Source organism: Franconibacter pulveris, assembly GCF_056780215.1.
Map to the genome: position 1 here is coordinate 569,501 of NZ_CM165555.1, position 23,740 is coordinate 593,240.

Consider the following 23,740-nt stretch of genomic DNA (forward strand, 5'->3'; position numbering starts at 1 on the left):
GGTGCTTTATGCACCCGGATTTTATCTATTTCCTTTTAAGTGCGCTTCTTCTTTTTAAAATGAGTTGTTTGAATGTATTGATGGATTTTTTTGTTTTAGCAGCATAAGGCATACTTGATGTAAAAAACCTCTCTGCTAATTTTAATAGTCGATCAGCATCGTTAAGAATAAGTTGTTTATCTTCAATGCTCATTACTTTAAATGTGAAGTGATAACGAGCAATGGCTTTTCTTAAATAACAAAACGATTTTGCTCTACCAAGTGCTTCCGCTCTATCTATATATTTGTCACCTAAGGGTATGTCATCTTGCCTGTAGTGTATTAAGGCAATGTTTACTAAAGCATCGCAGTTTGATTCATTGAGTTCTACAGCTTTAAGCGCCATAGTTAATGCTTGCGGTAAATCATTTATTTTATTTGATAAAAACCATGAGAAACGGTCGTGTAATGCAGAGTTAAAAGGGTCGTCCTCTATAGCTAATTTATAATATACAAGTGCCTTAGGAAAATCGTTATTGTCTACTGCGACTTTTGCTACTTTGCTGAATTCACTTCTAAATGCCTCTGAGACTCTATCTTCTTTGTAATCTTTCTCAATTCTAATTCTTTCGTGGGTATATTTGTCAACTTTATTTGACAGTTCAATAATATCCCGTTTTTGAGACTCATTCAGTTCCGATAATTTTTTCTCAAAAAAACGTTTTGCAAGTTCGACTAATTCAAGTTCATAATGACTACCGTAATCCAAAGTAGAAGCGAAATGTGTTTCTTTTAAACTGTCTAAAAAGTTGATATGTTGAATTTCTACTAATTGACACGCTCTGCTAATAGCTGTGCTATTTAATGGGCTAGTCAAAGATACGATAATATAGAATAGTTTTTTTTGCACATCATTTAGTCGATCCCAAGCGTCCTCATAAAGAAATTCCAACAAATCGTCATTAGACTTTCTGAATATGTTTTCTACAGCAGAATCAATTGATATTCTACTTCTTGCTATATAAACTACTAATGCCTCGAGCAATAAAGGTTTGTTCATTAACTTATTTGCAGTGGCTCTAAGTTTACTGTCGCCTGCTTGTGTTATTGGTAAAGCATTGTAAATCTCTGCTAATCTATTCAATAGATTAACTGAGTCATCTTCATTTAGTCCTTCAACGAGAATGTGCTCAACTTCGACACTTTCTTGTCTTCTTGATGTTATTATTAAACGGCCTATTTTTTTTCCAGCCTGCTTCAAAAACTCTGTTAGTTCAGCATTTTTTTGTGGACTGTCACTCAATGTTTCGGAGTTATCAATTATCAAAAGAACATCATTTCGTGTTATTTTTTTCTCTGCAAGAAACTGGACGGCTTTGTCAATTAGGCTTATTCCACTAACTGTGTACCACTGACGGTCTAATAATGGGGTATAGAATTTAACTATTTCTCTGATACACTCATCCATAACTGGTTGCACAGTGCTGAATCGTTCTAATCCATTTTCTGTCCATCTTGTCATTTTAGCTGTGTAAAAACATATTAAAGAGGGAAGATCCTTTGTTATTTTAAGATCTCCCTCCAATAAGCGATTCATTGCTTCTAGGACCAAAGTAGTTTTCCCATAACCACCATCGCCATAAATTAAACATCTTCGCGAATCATCATCATTTAGCCATTCTACTAAATGTTGAACCTCTTTTTGTCTACCTTCAAATGTTTCTGTTTGTCTAATTGGAATGTTGTGTTCAACAATAAATTCTTTTCCTGAACACTCAACCTCAATAATTTTATAATTCTCATTGTTTGATTCATTAAAGCTGTTAAATATATTTTCTTCATTAAGGGAAACGGTTTTTAATTCAGACGATTCGTAATTTAATGGTTGTAATTGTACTTTCCAATTCCCTTGTCTTTGAGTAACCTCACTAATCGCTATCGCCTCCCCTTGGTAAATCAAGGGGAAGTTAATTCTCAATTTCCCTGAGGGTATGTCAACATATAAAATATCTTTATCTAGTTTTGGGATTACCGGTGCAAATACCTGTAGACAAGTAGCTATTAGGTGTTCTGTTTTACCTGCCCATTCTTGCATTGAAGCTTTATCCAGTACACCATGTCCTGGTTTCTTATTTCTGAAAGCAACCCATTCTTGTAATAATGTAGAAAGTGACTTTCCTGAAGCCTTATCTTTTTCGTACCAACCAAGAAAAATGCTTTTATCAAATTGAGACCGTAAGTGAGGTGTTAGTTTATCAATGATATCTACTGGCATTCCATCTGTGGGTTTTTTGAATCTATCGACTAGGCCTGAAATATCGATGTCATCGGTGCTAGTTTCGCTTTTAGATAGTTCTAATGCCGAAATTGAAATTGTCTGGAGGAGAGAGCGTAGTATGTTCGTCAAGCATAAAAACTTATCTGTGACATCCATTATGGCAGCATGATCTTTTGCCCTTTGATAAATTTCTTTCATCTTGTCTCCTGGTTGATAAAACGACTTTTTGTCAGATTTTTCTGATTATAAGGTCGGCGGCCCAATGAGCACAAAGTACCAATGTCACGATATTGATAATTATACTTTCAGCGCGCAATGCTCTCCCCGCCCCGCCCCGCCCCGCCCCGCCCCGCCCCGCCCCGCCCCGCCCCGCCTGCCCGCTTAAGAGGGCGCTTTTAATGTAGGTGCATGCTCGGCCTCAGGGCGCGCCAGTGCTGGCGCTGGCGGGGGAATCAGTATCGGTAAAACGCATGCAAAACCATGTACCTTATGCATGTATGGCTTTTTTACGTAAAGTGGCTGGATTTTCGGGGATTTTTAAATGGACTACTGCACGGCCAGTTCTGCAAGACGGCAAGTGTAATTCGGGTTCTGTGCGGGCGTGAATTTTTCACGATTATCATCGCACGAAGCCTCGTCAGGCCTGAATCCGATGGCTGTTAAAATGTCATTATCCTGCGCCGATTAATTAATTTTTCACCGGCGGCCAGCCAGAGCTGTAGCGCCTCCGGCAGATAGCCGAGTGAGTGCTGCATGGCGCAGCGCTGAACGGCGGAATGTTGTCCGGAATAATTCATCAGCTCAGGGGCAAGGGCGGCGACCAGCTCCGCGCCGTGCGCCTGTATAAAATCATTTAAACGGTCGCGGATGCTGATGCGCTGCACCTCTTCATGCGAACGGATATAGCGACCGGCAGCAGCCCGGTTAATTTCCTACTTTTTCACATCGATAAAACCTCAAAAGTTACTAGGCCGTTCAGTATTAGCGACAAATGCTAAGGGAATGAGATCCTCTGTAAATCAAAGGCATGCTTCGAAAGCTCTGAGGACTAATAGTTAAACGTCCCCCTGCGAGCTTGGAGCATAGCCAATGTGAATCTCTCGGAAAGGGAGATATTATCTATACAATAGTGTCTTCTGGTTCCAGGGGACATTTGGCATCACTTTCTAAGAAGAATGAAGCGGGTTTGTGTTATGAATGAAAATCTTTATCGTTTAATTGTTAACTTTCAAGATAGTGTCCAGGTTGCTTTAAAGCTAATGCATCGGTCTGGCATCCAAATGCCGTCAAGTAGCTATGGATGGATTAAATCCGATATGCCAATTTTAGGTGAATTAGAAGGTGGTGTTAAATATTATAAACATGGGGCTGGATGCCGGGTGGAGTTGAATTCAGGTACCGTAGATTTTGATTTTGGGGAACAGGGTGAGGTAGGAGGGTTTAATTCTTGGTGGTTAGCCAACTTTGCTGGGAAGAATCTTACAGCCTACGGTTTCAGGAATTATAATGAGGTTGAAGAACACTTAAACAAGGCGCTAGATGACGGAGAATTGATTTTTCTAAATAATGATCTTTATTATTTTTCTAATGAGCCACTCACTTACGCTATTGAAATAGATTGCCGAAACCCTGAGGATATTCTCCCAAGTCGCAATCATGATCGTGTATTGACACTCCAAATTCATTATTTCGAGACGGCTGATCTTATGTTTAAAAATTACAATAAGCTCAATCAGAAAATGAAAAAGAACGACCATTTGAATCATCGCGAACAATTTGATATGGGTATATATTTCTCTACATGGCTAGGTTTTTTAGGTGTTGTCTGCGAAGGCTTCCGCAAGTTAAATATGCGAGTTTTGATCGAGAAAGAGCGCCCTGCAAACTTCAAAGAACTATTAACAACTTCAGATGATATCGGAAAGTTAATGAAAGAACATTCGGATTCGCTGAGAATATTTAGAAATAATGTTTTTCATCTTAGAGAGAATGCTGGGTTTATACGCCAATTTTTTAATAAGAAAGTCGAACGTCTTGCATGGGCACGTGAATTACATGTGGCGCTATCAGATTTTTTTTCGCAGTATAGGGTTCTTTGTGAAGTGCATTATATTATTAATAGGCGTAAAGGAGAGAGCGGTTTGATAAAGCGAAAAGTATTACGCCCTTAGAAAACATCTTCAAGATGTTGAGGGGGCAAGCGGACGCTATGAACGTCCGCTCCTCCCTCACAGCAGCCTATTCCAGTTGCACCTATAATCCTGCGTTGGTTAAGAGAAAAGCATTCACTATTCACCAACCATTCCCTAGATAACTCATTGAATGTAAAAGATAAAATTATTTTTGAATAGTTTGAGTAGCTTTCCTTAAAATTTTTTTCCATGTATCTGAAGGATTCAGCTTTGGCATGAAGCGGGTGAGGACGGATCAGAATGAACAGCCTTATGGTAGATTGATCCGGTTAGGAACCGCTACACGGAATCTACCTAAAGGAGACTTGATGGTTAACGATATGGTCATAGGCTAAAATGCTTGGGGGCACAAATGGAGGGGCTTAATATTCTTTCATGAATTTTTAAATTATTTCAATGGCTTGTTTTTGTGGTCGAGTCCGGCCTTCACACCATTAGTACTTCCAAAACCATCCGAAAAACTCCACAACTGACAGATTAAAAGACAGGGTAAACGGTCTGGGGATTAGCGTTCATGATACATGGGCTACTCACATTACACTTCAATCATTATTAATTACTCACAACAGCTTCCGGGCGGTAGTGCATTATCGCATACAAGATCATTTTGGTTTGGATGACAAAGACATACTACATTCGCTTTACAACCATATAAGGATGTTTAAAATTTGGTTTATTCTTCAACGTTGGGTAAAATACCGTTATAAGCCCTTCATTACAGAAATAAGCGCAACGGTGACTATTGAAGGAACAAAATATGATTAAACGGATATTTTTAGTAGCAGGCTTAGCTATTCTGGCAGTGGTGGTATGGTGGTCTTTAAAACCAGTTGAGATTGTTGCAGTTCACGACCACAACACATTGTTGGTAAAAAATTTTCCGTTATTGAAAAGTCGGCAAATCGCCTGGTGGGAAGCCAACAAAGAGATGATAAAAGAGAAATACGGTATTCCAGTGCTGGATGAGGAAGGGTTCTATACCGTTTATTTTCAGGGGTTCGGGGAGGGTTACCGTGCCGACAGCGGTACGGATGAAGACTCAGACTTACTCTGTTTTGAGGATATGCCGGGTCCGGCAAATTGTATTGAAAAAGATCCTTTATTCAGTGTTTCTCATAGCCCGAATGTTGATATCTCATACGACTAATTCACTGCATAAAATTCTACCAGGATGAAAGCAGGGAGACATGAAAAAACTTCTCTTACCAGGCGCTGTGTTTCTGCTTACTGGCTGCCCCGGACCGATGGACCCTGTACGGGTTGAATTGCCTGCTCAGGTAACGTTGGTAAATAACAAAGTCTGTATTTTGGTTCCGGCAGAAGAAGGTGAGCGGATATTCTCCGTTCAGATAGGCAGCGAGGCCGAGCAGGAAATGCTCAAGACATTTGGTGAACCTGCTTCGCAACCTCGAGCAGTGAAGGGGGAATGCCTCCCCACGTATGGTTTTGATTTCAAGCGGGGCAACAGCTACGCGGCTTATTCCAGTCTGGAAAAGACAACTACGGAGAAAGGGCGACTCTTTGCTGCAAGGTTCACTTTATCTCAAGACGCAGACGGCAGACTTAAAATCCTTCAGCAAAACCAACGCTGAATTTTTATAAAAAAGACGCCCCATCCGGGCGTCTCAACCTTCACTCCTCAACCTCAACCCCTCCGCCGTATCAACACACTTCGCTCCACCATAACCCCGTCCTTGAAATATCGGCTCGGCCATATCACTGAAGGATGAACACCCACCGCCTCGGCAATTAAATATTCCCCTTTCGGCCACGGGCGGGTAAGCGCGTTAGCGAGCGTGGAAGAACCCAGCCCGGCAGCGCGTGAAAGCGCGGCGAGTGAAGTGCCTTTTTTGCGAAGCGCGGCGATGATGTCGGCCTGGTGCCAGTCGTTTGTCATGATTCCCTCCTGACGTTATTGCGGTAAACATTACGTTCTTAATTAAATGCTACGTTATTCGTAGTTTTGCTTTCAATGAGATTGTTACGTATTTCGTAGCTCTGTGACTGAAAGCAGAAAGCTGTGAAACGCCCGATGTAATGCCTTGAATAATTCATGCTACGTATAACGTAGTATCGCTGCGCTTAGAAAACTACGACTATCGTAGTCATGAGCGAATCGACTAACTACCCTCAAATTTTTTGTCTGCGCCTGAAATCAGCACGTGAGGCGAAAGGGCTATCTCAAAAGAAACTCGGCATACTTGCCGGGATAGATGAGTTCGTCGCGAGTACACGTATAAACCGTTACGAGAAAGGTGTGCATCAGGCAAGTATTGAAGTTGCACAGCAGCTAGCGGACGTTCTGAATGTTCCGCTTGCCTACTTTTATACTGAAGATGATGAACTGGCCACGCTACTGCTTCACTGGAAACAGCTCGATCAGCAAACAAAAGACGCTATCCTCAAGCTCATTGTTCGCTAAATTAATGAGCACTACGATTTAACGCGCTGTATTTCATGTTGCCTTGACCCTACGGCTATGCATTTTCCTTCAACCATACTGATGTAATAGTAAGAAGGCTCAGGCATTTCTTCTATCATCCAGGGAAGCTCTGTTGAGTAAGCAATAGCTGACGTGGCAATCATCCACACCGGTTCGCCTTCTAACGTTATGGCTGTGGCTTCATGGAAATGCTCATCCCATCCTCTGCCACTCGTTTCCGCCCAAGATTTGGCTATGGCTAAGGCCTGTTGTTTCGTAATCATCTCTGCACCCCATACCACACGTTATACATCAATCCACCGACAACAACCGGCCCAAGAAGAATGCCAGCCGCTTCATGCCTCAACAAGGAAAAGGTAATCTCGTAAGTATTGCCCAGGGGAAATTTAAAGCCTTCAATAATATATTGAGCGCTCATACCTCTTGCGCGCATTAAACCAACCGTTTCTGCAAAAGCTTCCTCAAGGTAACGGAGCAGGTAAGACTTGTTGTATCCACTCTGTTTCAGGAATACGCGCAATTCACGTAACAAATAGAATTTTGGCGCAAGGGCCATATGTACCTGCTCATGATAAAGCGTGGTAAGCATCTTCAGATAAGCTTCATCTTTCGGCATAGCAGCAGGGTAGTAATTACGTCCGACAACCGCATCACCCCAGGGCTTAGTTGCCCCCTGATTGACATCTTTGCGCTTGCTTATTTTTATCGTTGGGGTATATCGCCATCCTCCATTTTTCGGCAGGTTCATACGAGCCGCGATTGATTTACTGTAAGTAGGCATGGACACGCCTCGAAAAGGCTTCTTAAACGTGTCGTTTGGTTTCTTTTTAAGCAAAAGCGCGAGAAAAGTATTAACACCAATAAGCGTAATGGCTTCAGCAAGTTCACTGGCCGCAATATCGAGTTCTGCCTCTATATGCGCTTCATTCGTTTTGATGGCAAAGCTGTAGAGTTTTTGTCCTGCTTGCAGAGCTATTCCTCCCGTTGCCGCCCAGCCCACTATAAGCAAAATGAGATCAGCGATTTCGCCGATGCCAAAGAAATGGGCTCCTGCCCAAATAGTAATAACTGAAGCCATAACAGCCAGCGATTGCGGGGAGATAATAGCCAGTAGCTGCTGCCCAATGTCGGCTGGCATTAAAGCTGCTGTTTTAGTGAGAACAACCCGAAGCCGTGCCTGTAAATCTAAATTTTGTACATCCATATAAATACCTTCCTGAAAGCCCTGAGAGCTCGAACCTTAAAAGGGATTAGTTTAGGTTAATTCTTTTGCAAGCCTTTTTCCAGACCTCTTCAACTACGCTTTTATGTAACCAGAATTACTAAGCTTTAAATTTTAACGCATACCTTAATAATTGATCCTGTATCCTCTTAATAACCTTTTCCATCGCCCACTATCCGGAACCCCGATATGACCAAAGCCGAAGCCGTCCGCACGCTAATAAAAAAGCACCTGTCGAAAATGGAGGGGAACGCGTCGCTTAGCACCAGAAAAATCGCCGTGTTGGCGAAGGAAGCTGAAGAGTATTTCGAATCGCTGGTAGTGGATTTAATCGGGTTTACCTTCTTTACCTGTTTCCCGGATGAGGGCTCGGGTTCCTGCCGAACGCCATCGCGCCAGCCTGTATAAAACTGAATCATCACGAAGGCGCGTTATCCACTCTGCAAGTACTGATTGAGCTCACAGAAGCCGGACGCAGGCTATTTGATTAACACGGTTTACCTGTGCAGCATTAACTTTTACGAAGCGTTATTATTCCATTATGATATCATTCACCTTCAGCTGTTTACGCATTTTCCACGCCAGGAAACACCGCCTGCCCATGCCTCTGAAACAACGTCCAATTTACAGCAGGTCAGCCGTTACCTCTGCAAAATTTCACACGCAAAGAATAAACAAAATAAACACAACGTAAATTAAGGAGGAAGTAAAAAATTATTTAAAATGCACGTTATGCACTTTTAACTGCATCATTAATAAACCTGATAATTTACCGTCTCGTCATAAGAAATCCTGCTTGCATAAAAACCTCTTCCCGATAAGTTAATTAGCGCGCTAAAAAATAAATCCAGCCGGAGACCCCGCATGACTGATTTCGTTATTCCAGAAATAAAAGCGTCTGAAGATGAAATGATTGCCATCCGTCATCATCTGCACGCTCACCCAGAATTAAGTCTGGAAGAGTTTCACACCAGCGAACTGGTCGCCGGTAAGCTTGAAGAGTGGGGATATAACGTGACGCGCGGCCTTGGCAAAACGGGCGTCGTCGGGTCGATTACCAAAGGCAATTCCGGCAAGTCCATCGGCCTGCGGGCAGATATGGACGCGCTGCCGATATTCGAATCCACCAACCTGCCGTGGGCCAGCACGTCGCCTGGCAAAATGCACGCCTGCGGCCACGACGGCCACACCACCATCCTGCTGGCCGCCGCCAAATACATCGCGTCGCCCGCCTGTGAGTTTAACGGCACCGTGCACCTGATCTTCCAGCCTGCGGAAGAGGCCATCGGCGGGGCGGATCTCATGATCAAAGACGGCCTGTTCGAGCGCTTCCCGTGCGACTGCGTCTTCGGCCTGCATAATATGCCCGGCCTGCCGGTCGGCAAGTTCGGCTTCTATGCCGGCAACTTTATGGCCTCTGCGGATACGGTGAAGCTCACCGTGAACGGCTACGGCGGCCACGGCGCGCACCCGGACCGCACGGTAGACCCGATAGTCACCGGCGCGGCCATCATCATGGCGCTGCAAAGCATCGTCTCGCGCAACGTCACGCCGGGCGAGACGGCCATCGTCACCGTCGGCACCTTCCAGTCCGGCATCGCCTCGAACGTCATCCCGGAAAGCGCGGTCATGGAGCTCACCGTGCGCGCCATGAAGCCAGACGTGCGCAACCTGCTCATCAAACGCATCCAGGAAATCGCCGAGCTCACCGCCAAAAGCTATGGCGCGACGTGCGATGTAGAAGTGTACGACTCCTACCCGGTGCTGATTAACCGCGATGAAGAGACGGCGTACGCCCGCGCGCTGGCGGTGGAGGTGTTCGGCGCCGACGCGGTGCTGGATGAAATCCACCCCTCTACGGGAAGTGAAGATTTTGCCTTCATGCTGGAAAAACGCCCCGGCACTTATTTCCTGCTGGGCAATGGCGAAAAAGGGGAGAAGGGCGGCTGCATGGTCCACAACCCGGGCTACGACTTTAACGATGAAATCATCTCCACCGGCGCCTCCTTTTTCTCGCGCCTGGTTGAATCTTACTGCCGCTAATACAGGATGTTGCTATGAAAACGTTTATGCTGCCGCTGCTCGCGCTGTTAATCAGCGCGCCCACGCTTGCGAATAATATTAAAGAGATTCGTTTTGGGGTGGACCCGACCTTCGCGCCGTTTGAATCGAAAGATATCGACGGCAAGGTGATTGGTTTCGATGTCGATTTAGGCAACGCCATTTGCCAGAAGCTGCAGGCGAAATGCGTCTGGGTGGAAAATAACTTCGACGGTATTATTCCGGCGCTGAAGGCGCGTAAATTCGACGCCATTCTCTCCGGCATGTACGTCACCGATAAGCGCAAAGAGCAAATCGATTTCTCTAACAAGCTTTATAACGGCCCGGTATTTTTAGTGGCGCGCAAGGGCGCGTTTACCGCACCGGATGTGAAAGTGCTGAAAGGCAAAACCATCGGCGTGGAGCAGGGTTCCGCCCAGGAAACCTATGCCAATAAATACTGGCGCAACGCGGGCGTGAACGTGGTGGCTTACCAGGGCGCGGACCGTGTGATTCAGGACCTGGAGTCCGGGCGTATCGACGGCGCCGTGCTCTCGGGCGTGATGGCGGAATACAGCTTCCTGAAAAAGCCGCAGGGGAAAGATTACGCATTCGTGGGTGGCGCGCTGCAGGATAACGACCTGTTCGGCGCGGGCGCGGCGATTGGCCTGCGTAAAGACGACGCCGCGCTTCGCGAGGCGATTAACGGCGCCATTGCCGAGATCCTGGCGGACGGCACCTATAAAAAGCTGGCCTCGCAATATTTCAGCTTCGATATTTATTCCGGCGCGTAATGACATCAGGCGGCCTTACGGGCCGCTTATTCCCCTCCCTGAATTGATGAATGTCGCTCTCCCTCCGCTTGCTTTACACTTCCCGTAACTGAATAAAAGGAATAATAGATGGCGGGTTACTGGAAAGATCTTCTCGACAGAGACAACAGCTGGCAGGGGCTGGAATTTACGATTCAGGATAACCCCGCCACGGGGCTCGCCATGGAGATGCTGAGCGGCCACTATGGCCGGATGGCGCTCACCGCCCACGGCACGCCGCTGTTCTGGGCCTCGGTGCTGGAAGACCACTCCGGCGTCTGGCTGGTGTTCAATAGTGATAACCCTTGCGCGCAGGCGCTGCTGCCGCCCGTGACGTCGGCGGATGTCGAAGCCGTCAAAAAAGCGGGGCAGGAGGCCTGGCTTGCGCAGTGGTGCCGCTACTTCACGCAGCGCCTGATAGACTCCCCCGCCGCGCTGCTGCCCGCCCGGCGCTGGCTGCTGCGTCCGATGACGCAGGTGAAGCCCACCGCGCCTTATGTGGTGAACACCGCTTTGCCGCTGGCGCAGTGGCGTTTTAACTCGCCCGCCAGCAGCCAGCACATCTGGTGCGACTGGACGCTCTACGGCGAAGACTTTCCGGACCTGACCAAACCCGAAAAGGTGAAGCTGGTGGACTGGTGGTGGGGCGGCAACCTGCTGCTGGGGCGCTACGCCATTACGCCTGAAGCGGGGCGGCTGAAGTGGTGGCGCAAGAAGTGCCGCGAAGGGGCGCTGCCGCCAGTGCTGGTCTGGTATATCGCGGGCCTCGCGTCGTTCGTGGTGCTGGACGGCCATTACCGCTTGCAGGCGGCAATAGAAGAGGGCATCCCGCCCGATTTCCTGGTGTTGAGCGAACTGGGCGAGCACAACTACCCGCTCGACCCGGAGCACGAGGCGCGCATCCTGCGCTCGCTCGAGATGCAGCAGCGTAAAAACCCGCAGTACAACGTCGACGGCATCAACCAGACGCTGATGAACCTCTACGACAACCGCTACTTCTACGCTCCCACCCACAGCCGCGCCATTTTAGGCAACGGCGAAGCCTGGGCGCGGGAAGTGACCGCCTACCTGCAAAAGCACAATCTTGCGGATGACTATCTGGAGAATATTTTAACGCGGCAGGAATAAGCAAAAGCCAGCGCCGCTGGCTTTTGATGGTGGATTTGCTTCTCTTAAACCCGCTCCAGCCCCAGCATCCCTCTCGCCTGAATAAAGCAGAGCAGCAGTATCCCCCACAGCGCCATGGTCAGGTACGGGCTGATGCCGAGGATGTTGAAACCGCTCTCGATGGTTTGCAGCAGAAACAGCGCCAGCACCATGCCGACGATGCGCCCGGTGCCGCCATCCGGGTTCACCCCGCCAAGCACCGCGGCGAGAATCGAAACCAGCAGGTAAGATTCGCCATACGACGCTTTCGCGGAGTTAAGCTTCGACATCATCAGAAACGCCGCCACGCAGCAGAGCAGGGCGGAGATGACGTAAACCCAAATCAGCACGCGGCGGGTGTTAATGCCCGAGTACCAGGTAGCGCGCTCGTTGGCGCCAATCAGGTAGATGGCGCGCCCGAGCGGGCTTTTCTCAAGGAGCACCCACAGCCCCAGCGCCACCACTGCGAACAGCCACATCGGCAGCGGGATGCCGAACCACTGCGCGCCGTTCAGCCACAGCACCCAGGCGGGGTAGTTGGCGATGGCGCTGCCGCCGGTTATCAGGATATTCACCCCCTTCAGCAGCGTCATCATCCCAAGCGTCGCCAGAATCGGCGATACGCGAATGCCGGCAATCAACACGCCGTTGCAAAGCCCAATGATCACCGCCGCGCCCGCGCCCACCAGCAGGGTGGCGATGGCGGTGCCGACGCCCGGCGGATAGCTGGTGGCGACCCACGCCATCACCAGCGAGCAGGCGTTGGCCGTGGCGATAATCGACAGGTTAATGCCGCCGCACAGCATGGTCACCGCCATCGCCAGCGCCAGAATGCCCAGCACCGGCATCTGCGAGGCGATGGACTGAAAGTTGCTGGCGGACCAGAAAACATCCGGCATGGTGATGCTGAAGGCAATCACCACCAGCACCAGCAGGCCAATCAGGTAAGTTTCAACGTTATTACGCCACGATCGCTTCATAACAGGCTCCGGTTCTGATGCTGGCTCCATGCGGTGGCGCTGATGCTAAAGACGATGATCGCGCCGGTAATCAGCGTCTGCCAGTAGGAAGAGACGCCAAGCAGGTTGAGGCCGTTCTGCATCACGGCGAGCAGCACCACCCCCAGCAGCGTGCCGGTGAGGGTGCCGCGCCCGCCAATCAGGCTGGTGCCGCCGAGCACCACCGCCGCCAGCACCGTCAGCTCGTAGCCGAGCAGCGAATCGGGCGCCACGGTCATCACCGTCCACGACTGCACCACCCCCGCCGCGCCGGACATCAGCCCCATGTAGCCGTAAACGAAGAGCTGCAGCTTCAGCACGCTAAAGCCGATGCGGCTGGCGGATTCCCGGTTGCCGCCCATGGCGTAAATCTGGCGGCCCACGGCGGTGAAGTTCATGATAAAGGCGGTCAGCAGCACCACCGCAATCATGGCGATAAGCGGCAGCCCCAGCCCGTAGTCGTAGCCGTTGGCGTCGGTGAACTTAAACAGCATGATCCCCTGCTCAAACCAGGGCGGGAAGTCATACAGCCACACCCCTTTACTGAACCACAGCAGCAGCCCGTAAAAGATGTTCAGTGTCGAGATAGTGACGATAATGGAAGGCACCCGCAGCCGGTTCACCAGCAGCGCGTTGATAAGCCCGAGCAGCACGCCAATGCCGCCCGCTATCACAAACGCCACGGCGAAGTTGCCGCCAATCTTCTGCAACAGCAGCACCATGCCGTACTGGGCGATGATGGTCATGGCGGGGAAGGAGATGTCGATGCCGCCGGAAATGAGCACCACAAACAACCCGCACGCCAGGATGGTCAGCATCGCGTAGTTGTTAACCAGATCATAAAGGTTGCCGAAGGTCAGAAACTCATCGGTGCGCCAGGCGAGCGCGGCGAACAGGATGACGATAAGCAACGCCAGCCAGACTTCATGCCTTTTTCTCAGTTCAGCCATTCACCACCCCGGCAATCTGCTCCTGTGAACTCTGGTCCGGCAGGAAGCTGTGGGTAATACGCCCCTTCTGCATCACCAGAATGCGGTGGCTCTGATACCACGCCTCGTCAATCTCATCGCAAATCATCAGCACCGCGATGCCGTGCGAGGCCAGGTCGCTGATGATGTGATAAATCCCCGCCTTGTTGGCGATATCCACCCCCACGGTGGGGCTGTCGAGAATAAGCAGCTTCGGCGTGATGGCGAGCCATTTGGCGATGGAAACGCGCTGGGCGTTGCCGCCGGAAAGGGTGTTGACGGGCAAGCCGGTGTCCGACGTTTTGATGGTCAGCGCCTTCACCAGCCTGTACACCAGCGCCCGGGTTCTGGACTCGCTGATAAGCCCGAACGCCCCCTTCACCTGGTGAAACACGGTGCTGATGACGTTGTTCTCAATCGACTGGCTCATCACCAGCCCGCGCGACATGCGGTCTTCCGACACGTAGCCGATGCCGTGGCGGATGGCGTCCTGGTTGTTGTGAAAGCGCACCGGGTGGCCGTTAATCAGGATCTCGCCGCTGTCGGGCTTCGTCATGCCGAACAGGCTCAGGCAAAGCTCGGTGCGGCCCGCGCCCAGCAGCCCGACGATGGAGACCACTTCTCCCGCTTCGACCTTCAACGACACATCTTCATACTCGCCGCGGCGGCTTAAGTTGCGCACCTCCAGCACCGGCGTGCTCTGCGCGCCTTGGCGCAGCTCGCGCACTTGATACTCGAACTCCATGCCGGTCATCAGGAAGCCCAGGCGTTTGGTGGTTATTTCGCTTGCCTGCCAGGTGCCGACCAGGTTGCCGTCTTTCAGCACCGAGATGCGGTCTGACACCGCCATCACCTCTTCAAGGCGGTGGCTGACGAACACCACGCAGATGCCGCGCTCGCGAAGCTGGCGCACCACGTGCAGCAAGCCTTCCACCTCCTGATGGGTGAGCGAGGCGGTGGGCTCGTCCATGATGATAAGCCGCGCGTCCTGCGCCAGCGCCCGGCAGATGGCGACCAGCTGACAGCGGGCGATGGACAACGACTCCACCGGCGCATCCAGCGGCAGGCGCACATTGATGCTCGCCATCGCCTCTTGCGCCGTCTGGCGAAGCTGGCGGCGCTTCACCAGCACGCCGTGGTGATAATGGTTAATGGCGATGTTTTCCCAGACGCTTAAGTTCGGGAACAGCGATAAGTCCTGGTAAATCACCTGAATGCCCTGCGCGACAGAAGCCGCCGGGTGCAGGCGCGGCCAGCTTTTGCCGCCAAGCGTTATCTGCGCGCCGTTATCCGGCTGGTAAACGCCGGAGATAATCTTAATCAGCGTCGATTTTCCGCAGCCGTTCTGCCCCGCCAGGCAATGCACCTCGCCCGGCATAAAGTCGAGCGAGACATCGTTAAGGGCGCGGGTGCCGTGAAAGGTTTTGCTGACGTGACGAAGGGAAAGGAAAGGTTCCATGGCATCCCCTGGTGTTAGCGCGGGGCGGTCGCCCGCCCCGAAAATGGATTAATAAAGTGAATCGATATTATCTTTGTTAACCAGCAGCACCTTGTGGAAGCGAATGATGCGCTTGTCGGTATCCACGTCTGCTTTGCCGAGGTTTTTCAGCTCAAAGCCGGGCTTGATCTCTTCGCCTTTAAACAGCGTGCTGGCCACGGCGGTGAGCGCGTAGCCTGCGGTCGCCGGGTCGTACGTAATGCCTTCGGTGATGTCGCCGCTCTTGATTAACGACGCCGCCTGCGACGGGATCATCATGCCGTAAACCGCCACTTTGTTTTTGGCGCGCTTCTCTTTCACGGCGCGGCCGGCACCAATCGGGCCGTTAGAGCCAAAGGAGACCACGGCTTTCAGGTCCGGGTAGGTTTTCATCATGTCGAGGGTGGTGCGGCGCGAGTCGTCCACGCTTTCCGCCACCGGCATGCGTTTGGTGACTTCATGCATCTGCGGGTATTTTTCTTTCTGGTATTTCACCAGCAGGTCGGCCCACAGGTTGTGCTGCGGCACCGTCAGGCTGCCGACGTAAATCACATAGCCGCCTTTGCCGCCCATGCGCTTCGCCATGTGTTCCACATACTCGGCGGCGAACTTCTCGTTATCGATGATTTCCACATCCCAGTTGGCGCTCGGCTGGCCGGGAGATTCATTAGTCAGCACTACGATCCCCGCATCCCGTGCTTTCTTAAAGACCGGTTCGAGCACGTTGGCGTCGTTCGGCACGATGGTGATGGCGTTGACCTTGCGGGCAATCAGGTCTTCGATAATTTTCACCTGCTGCGGGGCGTCGGTGCTGGCGGGGCCGACCTGCGAGGCGTTGACGTTAAACTCTTTGCCCGCTTCAACCACGCCTTCGCCCATGCGGTTAAACCAGGGCATGCCGTCCACTTTGGAGATATTCACCACCGTTTTTTGCGCCGCGTTTTCCGCTGCATAAAGAGGCGCAGAGGCAAACGCGATGCCGAGTAATAAAGAGGAAACCGTGTTCACAACCAAACGTTTATTCATGGCGTTGCCTCGTGATTTATCAGGGAGCAGAGGTGCGGGGGGAAATAACGTCCCGCTTCCAGGGGTATCTATAAGATTTTTTTAATGAATATATTTGAGAGTAAACAGGCCGCTATAACAGAGATAGTTAATAAGCTGCTACAGATATGGATAAAAAACCTGTTTTCCCCGTTTGTGACTGGATTCACACGGGGTTGTGCAACGGCTTATCGATAAGACATGAAAATGTATGGTGGCATTTTTTATAAAATGGATTACGCCGCAAAAATAAAGGCGAAAAGGATTTCTTTAATTCCTTTTCGCCTTGCGTAATGTATTCAGGGAAATAAAACGGCGCAGGGTCGCGCCATTTTTCAGATGCCCGTCATGCGCAGCAGCAGCGGTATTTGCGACAGCAGATAAAGCATCAGCCCTATTGCGCCGCCGACCAGCGTGCCGTTGATGCGGATAAACTGGAGATCTTTGCCGATATTCAGCTCGATTTGCTGCGACATATCCCGCGCATCCCAGCTTTTTACCGTGTCGCTGATATGGCGCGTGAGGAACGCGGCGAATTCCGGCGCGACGTTGGTGGCGGCACGCTCAAGGTGCTCGTTCAGCGAAGCGCGAAGCGTGGCGTCGTTTACCAGCGTTTCACCGAACCACTGGCCAGCGTCGGCGATGCGCTGGCGGGTGCGCGAGTCTTCGCTGTGCATATCCGCCCTCAGCCAGTTTCTCAGGTCCCCCCACAGTTCGCCCAGATAACGGTTAAACGCCTCGTCTTCCTTCAGGTAGCTTTTGATGTTTTCCGCGCGGGCCGCCATCTCCGGGTCGCTTTTCAGCTTGTCGATAAACTTCAGGGTGGCGCGGTCAAACGCCTGGCGCAGCTGGTGGGCCTGATCCTGGCTGATGTCGTCGAGCATGGAGTTCACCGCGCTCGATACCAGTTCGGCGCTGTGCTCGCCCAGCCACTCGGTAGGCAGAATTTTGGATTTACGCGGATGCTCGGTCTTAAGCCAGTGCACAATCTGGCGGGCGATAAATTCACGCGAGCTCTCTTTCTGAATCAGCTTGATGAGTTGCGCGATGATCGCATCCAGCAGCACCTGGTGACGGTTGTTTTTCGTCAGGCTCTCCAGCACCAGCGCGCTCGAGTGGGTGAGGTCCACTTTATCAATCGCCTTGTGCACCGCCCGACGCAACAGCCCCTGGATGCGGCTGTCGTCAGTCAGCTCAAGAAAGCCGCTCATCACCTGCAACAGCTGCTGCCCCACTCGCCGGGCGTTATCCGGCTGGCTGAGCCAGGCGCCGATTATGTTCGCCGGCTCGTGGCGGCGGATAAGGGCTATCAGCGACTGAGTGTCGAGAAACTTCTCCTGCACGAAGCGCCCGAGGTTGTCGCCAATGCGGTCTTTATTGCGTGGGATGATTGCGGTATGGCGAGAGATAAACGGCAGCGGCACGCGGCGAAACAGCGCCACTACCGCGAACCAGTCCGCCAGCGCGCCGACCATCGCCGCTTCCGAAATCGCCTTCAGGCCGCTCACCCAGAAGTTCGGCGGCAGAAAGAGGGTTGAGATAAAGGTCGCTATCGCGACCAGCAGCAGCGAAAGCGCCAGGCGCTTGGTGCGTTTGAGTTCAGCTAATTTTTCCATGGGTTAAGCATAGAGGCGAAGGGGGGGATGGTGCAAAGGGGGAAACAGATAATGAGGAAACGGGATAATTTGTCGGGCTTTCACAGCAGCTCAAAAAGATGTTGTTCCCCTTAGCGAGTGACTACGGTAGCAATATTACATTAAGGCATAAAGTAAGGGGTTCTGTTTCTTATGCATATTTTATTGAGTTTTTTAAATTCAGTATTAAAATGCCAGCCTGGATAGCTATTTCGCTCTTTTTATTACGTGGTTAATTATTAATACGTTGACAGTGATGTCCTGGTCAAAAAATATGCAAGGAGTGCTGAGTTATGTCTGAATCATTAAGGTTTCCTGTAACCCTTTTTACTACAAAAAAAAGATTTAATGATTTTGGCGCCCCGGATATGAGGTATGGTGATCTGTCTGAATCAACACTAAAGCATAGCCTGGGCCTTATAAATATTTCTAATGTTGCAGATCCTTACAGATTAGTGCAATTAACTCCTTTTGATAACCCTCAGTCCCCCTTCGCAGGCGTTTATATTAACAGACAACCAAAAATGCTAACGGTTAAGGAATGTGCTAGCCTGCTATTTGATGAAATGAAAAGGATATCGCTTCCCTTTTCACTGTACGGGCAATACAGGCATCTTATTAATCAGATGCTTAACCACATGCAAAATAATACTGGTGCAGCATTTATCGATGGTCAGCTCCATCTTGCTTATAAAAGTCAAATTTTAAACGACAGAAATACTAACAGTACGCGTAATACTATTATAAAAGTATTGAACAGACATGCCTCCTACATAAACAACGCTAAGGCCGGCACGCTCATCCGGGAACTGGCTGAAAACATTAATAGCTCAATGCTGCCAAAGTTTAATACTTTTGCTGACCAGTTTAATGGTATGGGGGTAACGGTTCATGATGTGCATGCCACTAAAATTGATCTTATAGATTTAGAACAGCGTCAGAACCGATGGCGGGCACGAGTAAAGTACACTGCACAAGACCATTTTGGGCTGGATATTAGCGACATACAAAATAAGAAATTCAGACAGTTTCAGTTTTTTAAAATTTGGTTTATTTTACAACGTTTTGAGCGATTCGGTTTTCGACCTTTCATGACCAACATGGAAGCGACTATAGACCTTGAAGGAGCGCTATTATGAAAAAACTAGCTTATGCCCTGGCCATTGCCATCCTTGTCGCATCAGGGCTTTTTCTTTACTCAGAACATCGTCCCGTCAGGGTTTATGACGTACATCGAGGTGAGTTTACTGCCCAAATCCTTGTTGATGATCTTCCCTGGACTTCTTCAGCTAAGATTGATTGGTGGCTAGAAAATGAGAAAGTTATAAAGTCTACGCTCCATTTACAGGAAAATAATTCTGGAGATGTTTTAGATTATTATATTTACGCTTACGGAGAAGGATACAAAATACAAGGGAAGCAGGATGAGATTTGTTTTTCTGATATGGCAACAGCCAAAAATTGCATAGAGAAGAATATCCTTATGTCAGTAAGCTCAAACCCTAAAGGTGACACGGAATTCCGAATCGACAACAGCATATATATACGAAGCCGCGATGGGCACATTGATAAGGTTAAATAGCATTATACGGGACCGGCACATCTTACTTACTTTATTCATCTAAAACTCAACAGGGTCAGCGAAAATAACCAGTGGCCCTGTTATGCGATGCATGAGAAGACATATATCTTTCATTTTGCCAGCGTTTATTTCCGCGTCGCGCTTCCCGCCACTACGCTGATAAACTCCTGCACCTGCTTTTGCTTGCGCGCCGAGAGCTTGCATACCTTGCGCAGCGCTTTCATGAGCTCCGGCTCTTCCGGCTCCCGCGCGGCGGGGCGGGCGGTGATGACGAGGCAGCCCGCCATAACGCGAATATCCGCTTCGGCGCCGGTGGGAAAACCGGCAGCTTCGAGCCATTTGCCTTTGAGGTTTAGCGCCGGAACAGGCACGTGGTCGCTGTGGCGCCTTGCGTAGCTTACTTTAATACGATGCAGCGAAGCTTCTTCCACGCCCGGCTCTGACGTTATGTTATTTCCATCCACTGTCATCATCATTTTCCCTCCTGAAACGGTTTGCGGTACGGGTAAGCGGCAAAATGCCCTGCGGCTCACCCTTAAAATACTGTGATTATATACAGTTAAATTTAACGGGCTATTTATATAATCCGAAACAACGCTTACACGCGTCCGTTTTGCCGCCTTCATCACTTCTTCTTGCTTCGCCCGGGCCTGAACCGTGACCTCGCCGACGAAACCCGCGCCCCGCCGTTTATCTGCACCAAAACTGCACTATGCTGCACAATTGTTGATCTTTTGTTAATCAGAAGTATTTCTTATGACCCTGCCAGCCCGCTGCAGCGCGCCGTTTTTGCCTTCGGCGTAAACCTGGCACATGCCATGCATTGTTAGTCATGTAACAGCATGACGAGCGATGACAGCGAAATAACATCGAGGCGGTAATGGCGAGCAAACCTGAACTGATTGCCCGAATCGAAGCGACATTCAGCCAGCAAACCCCCAGCGGCAAACGCGTGGCGGGGTGGCTGCTCAACCACGCGGCGCAAATCCCGTTTGAAACGGCAGACAGCATTGCGCGCGCCACCGGCACCAGCGGCATTACCGTCGGGCGCTATCTGCGCAAGCTCGGCTACCGCAATCTGGAGGATGTGAAAAGCGGCCTGCGCGAGCAGCCGCAGGCGCCCTATCAGCCGTGGGGCATCAACGAGCGGCTCGACTCCTGGCAGCAGCAGCGCGGACTGCCGGACCGCGCTCGCCAGTCGCTGGCGCTGGAGCTCGACGCCATCAATCACGTTTACCAGCTGGCGCAGGGCGAAGCGTTTCGCCGCGTGGCGGGGCGGCTCGCCAGCGCTGACGCGGTTTTTATTCTTGGCATCCAGTCCACGCGCGGCATCGCCAACGCCTTCTTTAGCCATCTGGAATATCTGCGCCCCCGCGTGAGTTACGCCGAAGGGCTTTCCGGTAGCTGGCTCGAGTCGCTGAACTCCGAATATGCCCGCCCCTATGTGGTGGTGACGGACACCCGCGCTTACTCCAGCGTGGCCCGCCAGTATTGCCGGGTAGCGAGCAGCCGCGGCATCGGGCTTGCGCTGGTCACCGATCTCTGGTGCCCCTGGGCGCGGGATTTCGAGCTCGATCTGCTGCAGGTCAAAACCGATACCGGCCACTTCTGGGATTCCCTCGCGCCGGTGAGCTGTCTTTTCAACCTGCTGCTCTCGGCCGTGGTGGATGAGCTGGGCGAGCGGCTGGCGGGCCGTCTTGCGGCGAACCGCCAGCTGCAGCAGGAATTTGGTCAATTTGAACGCTAAACAGGACAGGTGCTATGACTCAGCCATATGAACTGGTCGAACTGGACGCCGTTTTCCCGACGCTCTGTATCGACCTGAAATACGCCAGCGCAGATAACATCACCGGCGCGCCAATCTACCGCGAAGCCCGCTGTTTGCTGCACCCGGACGCCGCGCAGGCGCTTTCGAAAAGCATCCATATCGCCGCGCTGGCGGGGCTGCGGCTGATGGTCTACGACGCGTACCGCCCGCAGCAGGCGCAGGCGCTGCTCTGGCAGGCCTGCCCGAACCCGGAATATGTCGTCGCGGTGGATATCGGCTCCAACCACAGCCGGGGCACCGCGATAGACCTTACGCTGATGGACGAGCAGGGCCGCATTCTCGATATGGGCGCGGGCTTTGACGAAATGCACGACCGCTCGCACGCGTACCACCCCTCCGTACCGCCCGCCGCCCAGCGCAACCGCCTGCTGCTGAACGCCATCATGTACGGCGGCGGCTTTGTCGGCATCGAAAGCGAATGGTGGCACTTTGAGCTGCCCAACGCCGCCAGTTATCCGCTGCTGAACGACCTGTTCGGCTGCTATGCGCCAAAAACCATAACGACACTTCCCCTTTGATCCGGAGCTTTGTGATGAAGACAACACACACCTGCGTTTCGCTGTTACGTCCGGCCCTGATTGCCGCCGCTATCGCCCTCTGTCTGCCCGCAGCCCAGGCGGCGGTGCCGAAAGATATGCTGGTTATCGGCAAAGCGGCGGACCCGCAAACCCTCGACCCGGCGGTCACCATCGACAACAACGACTGGACGATTACCTATCCCGCCTACCAGCGTCTGGTGCAGTACAAAACCGACGGGGGCAAGGGGTCGACAGAGGTGACAGGGGACCTGGCGGAAAGCTGGCAGGCTTCGGAAGACCAGAAAACCTGGACCTTTACGCTTAACAAAAACGCGAAGTTCGCCGACGGTTCGCCGGTGACGGCTGATGCGGTGAAACAGTCATTCGAGCGGCTGCTGAAAATCAACCAGGGGCCGTCAGAGGCGTTTCCCAAAGACCTGAAAGTGGACGCGGTGGATGAACACACCGTGAAGTTCACGCTGGCGACGCCGTTCGCGCCGTTCCTCTATACGCTGGCCAACGACGGCGCCTCCATCATCAACCCGGCGGTATTAAAAGCGCACGCGGCGGATGACGCCCGCGGCTTTTTAGCGGAGAACACCGCTGGCTCCGGGCCGTTTATGCTGAAAAGCTGGCAGAAAGGGCAGCAGTTGGTGCTGGTGCCGAACCCGCACTACGCCGGGCCGAAGCCCAACTTTAAGCGCGTTTCGGTGAAGATTATCGGCGAGAGCGCCTCGCGTCGCCTGCAGCTTTCCCGCGGCGATATTGATATCGCGGATTCTCTGCCGACAGACCAGCTAACCGCGCTGAAGCAGGAGGGCAAGGTCGCGGTAGCGGAGTTCCCGGCGCTGCGCGTGACCTATCTCTATCTCAACAACAGCAAAGCGCCGCTGAACCAGGCGGATTTGCGCCGCGCTATCTCCTGGTCCACCGACTATCAGGGGATGGTGAAAGGCATCCTGAGCGGCAACGGCAAGCAGATGCGCGGGCCTATCCCGGAAGGGATGTGGGGCTATGACGCGGGGGCGATGCAGTACACGTTCGATGAAGCGAAGGCGAAAGCGGCCTTCGAGAAAGTGGCGGATAAGCCAAAAACCTTAAGCTTCCTCTACTCCGACAACGACCCGAACTGGGAGCCTATCGCGCTCTCCACCCAGGCGAGCCTCAGCAAGCTTGGCATTAACGTGAAGCTTGAGAAGCTCGCCAACGCCACCATGCGCGACCGCGTCGGCAAGGGCGACTACGACATCGCCATCGGCAACTGGAGCCCGGACTTCGCCGACCCGTACATGTTTATGAACTACTGGTTCGAGTCGGATAAAAAGGGGCTGCCGGGCAACCGCTCGTTTTATGAAAACCCGCAGGTGGACAAGCTGCTGCAACAGGCGCTCGCCACCACTGACCAGGCGGCGCGCACGAAGGATTACCAGGCGGCGCAGAAAACCGTTATCGACGAGGCGGCCTATGTCTATCTGTTCCAGAAAAACTACCAGCTGGCGATGAACAAAGAGGTGAAGGGCTTCGTCTTCAACCCGATGCTCGAGCAGGTCTTCAATGTCGCCACCATGAGCAAGTAAGC

The 23,740-nt window shown here is 51.4% G+C and carries 24 protein-coding genes and 1 pseudogene; 14 read left to right on the top strand and 11 right to left on the bottom strand.

The genetic code is table 11. From position 1 onward, the window contains the following. Positions 1–25 precede the first annotated feature (25 nt). Positions 26–2,455 carry a tetratricopeptide repeat protein gene (locus tag ACU4F7_RS02770; protein WP_481637987.1) on the bottom strand — a complete coding sequence of 810 codons (2,430 nt, stop codon included), beginning with the start codon at positions 2,453–2,455 and terminating at the stop codon, positions 26–28. A gap of 348 nt (positions 2,456–2,803) precedes the next feature. Continuing rightward, a pseudogene (locus ACU4F7_RS02775) lies at positions 2,804–3,207 on the bottom strand (phage polarity suppression protein); the annotation flags it as partial. 243 nt (positions 3,208–3,450) lie between these two features. Between ACU4F7_RS02775 and ACU4F7_RS02780 the strand changes: the two are divergent. From ACU4F7_RS02780 to ACU4F7_RS02795, 4 genes are all read left to right on the top strand, one after another. Continuing rightward, entirely contained in the window at positions 3,451–4,428 is a 978-nt protein-coding gene (locus tag ACU4F7_RS02780; RefSeq protein WP_481637988.1) for a DUF6896 domain-containing protein, read from the top strand. A gap of 525 nt (positions 4,429–4,953) precedes the next feature. Beyond that, on the top strand, positions 4,954–5,214 hold the full coding sequence (locus ACU4F7_RS02785; RefSeq protein WP_481638685.1) for a DUF3289 family protein: 261 nt from the start codon (positions 4,954–4,956) through the stop codon (positions 5,212–5,214). Next, positions 5,207–5,596 carry a DUF943 family protein gene (locus ACU4F7_RS02790; RefSeq protein WP_349951716.1) on the top strand — a complete coding sequence of 130 codons (390 nt, stop codon included), beginning with the start codon at positions 5,207–5,209 and terminating at the stop codon, positions 5,594–5,596. The genes ACU4F7_RS02785 and ACU4F7_RS02790 overlap by 8 nt, the downstream gene beginning before the upstream one ends. 40 nt (positions 5,597–5,636) lie before the next feature. Beyond that, positions 5,637–6,041, top strand: coding sequence for a putative T6SS immunity periplasmic lipoprotein (locus tag ACU4F7_RS02795; protein WP_481637989.1), 405 nt, complete (start codon positions 5,637–5,639; stop codon positions 6,039–6,041). A 53-nt stretch (positions 6,042–6,094) separates the two neighbouring features. Here the strand turns inward: ACU4F7_RS02795 and ACU4F7_RS02800 are convergent, their stop codons facing one another. Then, positions 6,095–6,346, bottom strand: a complete 252-nt coding sequence (locus tag ACU4F7_RS02800; protein ID WP_028019940.1) for a helix-turn-helix domain-containing protein — start codon at positions 6,344–6,346, stop codon at positions 6,095–6,097. A 210-nt stretch (positions 6,347–6,556) separates the two neighbouring features. Here ACU4F7_RS02800 and ACU4F7_RS02805 point away from each other — a divergent pair, with 210 nt between their 5' ends. Then, complete coding sequence (locus tag ACU4F7_RS02805; protein WP_481637990.1) at positions 6,557–6,871, top strand: helix-turn-helix domain-containing protein; 315 nt, start codon at positions 6,557–6,559, stop codon at positions 6,869–6,871. Positions 6,872–6,882: 11 nt separating this feature from the next. On the opposite strand, the gene ACU4F7_RS02810 is transcribed toward ACU4F7_RS02805, so the two are convergent. Both ACU4F7_RS02810 and ACU4F7_RS02815 read right to left on the bottom strand, forming a co-directional pair. Continuing rightward, the gene (locus ACU4F7_RS02810) at positions 6,883–7,155 is read right to left on the bottom strand and encodes a hypothetical protein (RefSeq protein WP_024556544.1); all 273 of its coding nucleotides are present in this window, start codon (positions 7,153–7,155) and stop codon (positions 6,883–6,885) included. Then, on the bottom strand, positions 7,152–8,096 hold the full coding sequence (locus tag ACU4F7_RS02815) for a hypothetical protein (RefSeq protein ID WP_481637991.1): 945 nt from the start codon (positions 8,094–8,096) through the stop codon (positions 7,152–7,154). Before ACU4F7_RS02815 ends, ACU4F7_RS02810 begins: the two co-directional genes overlap by 4 nt. Positions 8,097–8,303: 207 nt before the next feature. Between ACU4F7_RS02815 and ACU4F7_RS02820 the strand changes: the two genes are divergently transcribed. From ACU4F7_RS02820 to ACU4F7_RS02835, 4 genes are all read left to right on the top strand, one after another. Next, positions 8,304–8,522 carry a hypothetical protein gene (locus tag ACU4F7_RS02820; RefSeq protein WP_481637992.1) on the top strand — a complete coding sequence of 73 codons (219 nt, stop codon included), beginning with the start codon at positions 8,304–8,306 and terminating at the stop codon, positions 8,520–8,522. A 456-nt stretch (positions 8,523–8,978) separates the two neighbouring features. After that, entirely contained in the window at positions 8,979–10,157 is a 1,179-nt protein-coding gene (locus ACU4F7_RS02825; RefSeq protein ID WP_029591334.1) for a M20 aminoacylase family protein, read from the top strand. A gap of 14 nt (positions 10,158–10,171) precedes the next feature. Further along, the gene (locus ACU4F7_RS02830; RefSeq protein WP_024559729.1) at positions 10,172–10,948 is read left to right on the top strand and encodes an ABC transporter substrate-binding protein; all 777 of its coding nucleotides are present in this window, start codon (positions 10,172–10,174) and stop codon (positions 10,946–10,948) included. Between the two features lie 108 nt (positions 10,949–11,056). Beyond that, positions 11,057–12,094: a hypothetical protein gene (locus ACU4F7_RS02835; protein ID WP_481637993.1), complete on the top strand. Its 1,038-nt coding sequence runs from the start codon at positions 11,057–11,059 to the stop codon at positions 12,092–12,094. A gap of 44 nt (positions 12,095–12,138) precedes the next feature. Here the strand turns inward: ACU4F7_RS02835 and ACU4F7_RS02840 are convergent, their stop codons facing one another. From ACU4F7_RS02840 to ACU4F7_RS02860, 5 genes are all read right to left on the bottom strand, one after another. Then, positions 12,139–13,092, bottom strand: a complete 954-nt coding sequence (locus tag ACU4F7_RS02840; RefSeq protein ID WP_029591331.1) for an ABC transporter permease — start codon at positions 13,090–13,092, stop codon at positions 12,139–12,141. Next, positions 13,089–14,060 carry an ABC transporter permease gene (locus ACU4F7_RS02845; protein ID WP_481637994.1) on the bottom strand — a complete coding sequence of 324 codons (972 nt, stop codon included), beginning with the start codon at positions 14,058–14,060 and terminating at the stop codon, positions 13,089–13,091. Before ACU4F7_RS02845 ends, ACU4F7_RS02840 begins: the two co-directional genes overlap by 4 nt. Beyond that, entirely contained in the window at positions 14,053–15,537 is a 1,485-nt protein-coding gene (locus ACU4F7_RS02850; protein ID WP_481637995.1) for a sugar ABC transporter ATP-binding protein, read from the bottom strand. Before ACU4F7_RS02850 ends, ACU4F7_RS02845 begins: the two co-directional genes overlap by 8 nt. Positions 15,538–15,585: 48 nt before the next feature. Next, complete coding sequence (locus ACU4F7_RS02855) at positions 15,586–16,581, bottom strand: autoinducer 2 ABC transporter substrate-binding protein (protein WP_029591329.1); 996 nt, start codon at positions 16,579–16,581, stop codon at positions 15,586–15,588. A gap of 353 nt (positions 16,582–16,934) precedes the next feature. Further along, on the bottom strand, positions 16,935–18,215 hold the full coding sequence (locus ACU4F7_RS02860) for a DUF445 domain-containing protein (protein ID WP_481637996.1): 1,281 nt from the start codon (positions 18,213–18,215) through the stop codon (positions 16,935–16,937). 311 nt (positions 18,216–18,526) lie between these two features. Between ACU4F7_RS02860 and ACU4F7_RS02865 the strand changes: the two genes are divergently transcribed. Both ACU4F7_RS02865 and ACU4F7_RS02870 read left to right on the top strand, forming a co-directional pair. After that, on the top strand, positions 18,527–19,372 hold the full coding sequence (locus ACU4F7_RS02865) for a DUF3289 family protein (RefSeq protein WP_029591327.1): 846 nt from the start codon (positions 18,527–18,529) through the stop codon (positions 19,370–19,372). Further along, complete coding sequence (locus ACU4F7_RS02870; protein WP_029591326.1) at positions 19,369–19,815, top strand: DUF943 family protein; 447 nt, start codon at positions 19,369–19,371, stop codon at positions 19,813–19,815. The genes ACU4F7_RS02865 and ACU4F7_RS02870 overlap by 4 nt, the downstream gene beginning before the upstream one ends. A 125-nt stretch (positions 19,816–19,940) precedes the next feature. On the opposite strand, the gene symE is transcribed toward ACU4F7_RS02870, so the two are convergent. Beyond that, positions 19,941–20,285 carry an endoribonuclease SymE gene (symE, locus tag ACU4F7_RS02875; protein WP_481638686.1) on the bottom strand — a complete coding sequence of 115 codons (345 nt, stop codon included), beginning with the start codon at positions 20,283–20,285 and terminating at the stop codon, positions 19,941–19,943. A gap of 410 nt (positions 20,286–20,695) precedes the next feature. On the opposite strand from symE, the gene ACU4F7_RS02880 reads away from it, so the two are divergent. The 3 genes from ACU4F7_RS02880 to ACU4F7_RS02890 all read left to right on the top strand — a co-directional run bounded on the left by ACU4F7_RS02880 (position 20,696) and on the right by ACU4F7_RS02890 (position 23,738). Further along, the gene (locus ACU4F7_RS02880; protein WP_481637997.1) at positions 20,696–21,562 is read left to right on the top strand and encodes a MurR/RpiR family transcriptional regulator; all 867 of its coding nucleotides are present in this window, start codon (positions 20,696–20,698) and stop codon (positions 21,560–21,562) included. A gap of 14 nt (positions 21,563–21,576) precedes the next feature. Further along, a complete protein-coding gene (gene ddpX, locus ACU4F7_RS02885) occupies positions 21,577–22,161 on the top strand; it encodes a D-alanyl-D-alanine dipeptidase (RefSeq protein ID WP_024559735.1) in 585 nt (194 codons plus the stop codon). A 116-nt stretch (positions 22,162–22,277) separates the two neighbouring features. Continuing rightward, the gene (locus ACU4F7_RS02890; RefSeq protein WP_229701854.1) at positions 22,278–23,738 is read left to right on the top strand and encodes an ABC transporter substrate-binding protein; all 1,461 of its coding nucleotides are present in this window, start codon (positions 22,278–22,280) and stop codon (positions 23,736–23,738) included. Positions 23,739–23,740 lie beyond the last annotated feature (2 nt).

Bases quoted from the DNA above. Each gene is read 5' to 3' on its own strand.
- ACU4F7_RS02865 (WP_029591327.1), top strand. From the start codon at position 18,527: ATGTCTGAATCATTAAGGTTTCCTGTAACCCTTTTTACTACAAAAAAA.
- ACU4F7_RS02790 (WP_349951716.1), top strand. From the start codon at position 5,207: ATGATTAAACGGATATTTTTAGTAGCAGGCTTAGCTATTCTGGCAGTG.
- ACU4F7_RS02795 (WP_481637989.1), top strand. From the start codon at position 5,637: ATGAAAAAACTTCTCTTACCAGGCGCTGTGTTTCTGCTTACTGGCTGC.
- ACU4F7_RS02770 (WP_481637987.1), bottom strand. From the start codon at position 2,455: ATGAAAGAAATTTATCAAAGGGCAAAAGATCATGCTGCCATAATGGAT.
- ddpX (WP_024559735.1), top strand. From the start codon at position 21,577: ATGACTCAGCCATATGAACTGGTCGAACTGGACGCCGTTTTCCCGACG.
- ACU4F7_RS02880 (WP_481637997.1), top strand. From the start codon at position 20,696: ATGGCGAGCAAACCTGAACTGATTGCCCGAATCGAAGCGACATTCAGC.
- ACU4F7_RS02840 (WP_029591331.1), bottom strand. From the start codon at position 13,092: ATGAAGCGATCGTGGCGTAATAACGTTGAAACTTACCTGATTGGCCTG.
- ACU4F7_RS02810 (WP_024556544.1), bottom strand. From the start codon at position 7,155: ATGATTACGAAACAACAGGCCTTAGCCATAGCCAAATCTTGGGCGGAA.
- ACU4F7_RS02845 (WP_481637994.1), bottom strand. From the start codon at position 14,060: ATGGCTGAACTGAGAAAAAGGCATGAAGTCTGGCTGGCGTTGCTTATC.
- ACU4F7_RS02805 (WP_481637990.1), top strand. From the start codon at position 6,557: ATGAGCGAATCGACTAACTACCCTCAAATTTTTTGTCTGCGCCTGAAA.
- ACU4F7_RS02835 (WP_481637993.1), top strand. From the start codon at position 11,057: ATGGCGGGTTACTGGAAAGATCTTCTCGACAGAGACAACAGCTGGCAG.
- ACU4F7_RS02855 (WP_029591329.1), bottom strand. From the start codon at position 16,581: ATGAATAAACGTTTGGTTGTGAACACGGTTTCCTCTTTATTACTCGGC.
- ACU4F7_RS02830 (WP_024559729.1), top strand. From the start codon at position 10,172: ATGAAAACGTTTATGCTGCCGCTGCTCGCGCTGTTAATCAGCGCGCCC.
- ACU4F7_RS02850 (WP_481637995.1), bottom strand. From the start codon at position 15,537: ATGGAACCTTTCCTTTCCCTTCGTCACGTCAGCAAAACCTTTCACGGC.
- ACU4F7_RS02825 (WP_029591334.1), top strand. From the start codon at position 8,979: ATGACTGATTTCGTTATTCCAGAAATAAAAGCGTCTGAAGATGAAATG.
- ACU4F7_RS02800 (WP_028019940.1), bottom strand. From the start codon at position 6,346: ATGACAAACGACTGGCACCAGGCCGACATCATCGCCGCGCTTCGCAAA.
- symE (WP_481638686.1), bottom strand. From the start codon at position 20,285: ATGACAGTGGATGGAAATAACATAACGTCAGAGCCGGGCGTGGAAGAA.
- ACU4F7_RS02870 (WP_029591326.1), top strand. From the start codon at position 19,369: ATGAAAAAACTAGCTTATGCCCTGGCCATTGCCATCCTTGTCGCATCA.
- ACU4F7_RS02815 (WP_481637991.1), bottom strand. From the start codon at position 8,096: ATGGATGTACAAAATTTAGATTTACAGGCACGGCTTCGGGTTGTTCTC.
- ACU4F7_RS02890 (WP_229701854.1), top strand. From the start codon at position 22,278: ATGCTGGTTATCGGCAAAGCGGCGGACCCGCAAACCCTCGACCCGGCG.
- ACU4F7_RS02780 (WP_481637988.1), top strand. From the start codon at position 3,451: ATGAATGAAAATCTTTATCGTTTAATTGTTAACTTTCAAGATAGTGTC.
- ACU4F7_RS02820 (WP_481637992.1), top strand. From the start codon at position 8,304: ATGACCAAAGCCGAAGCCGTCCGCACGCTAATAAAAAAGCACCTGTCG.
- ACU4F7_RS02860 (WP_481637996.1), bottom strand. From the start codon at position 18,215: ATGGAAAAATTAGCTGAACTCAAACGCACCAAGCGCCTGGCGCTTTCG.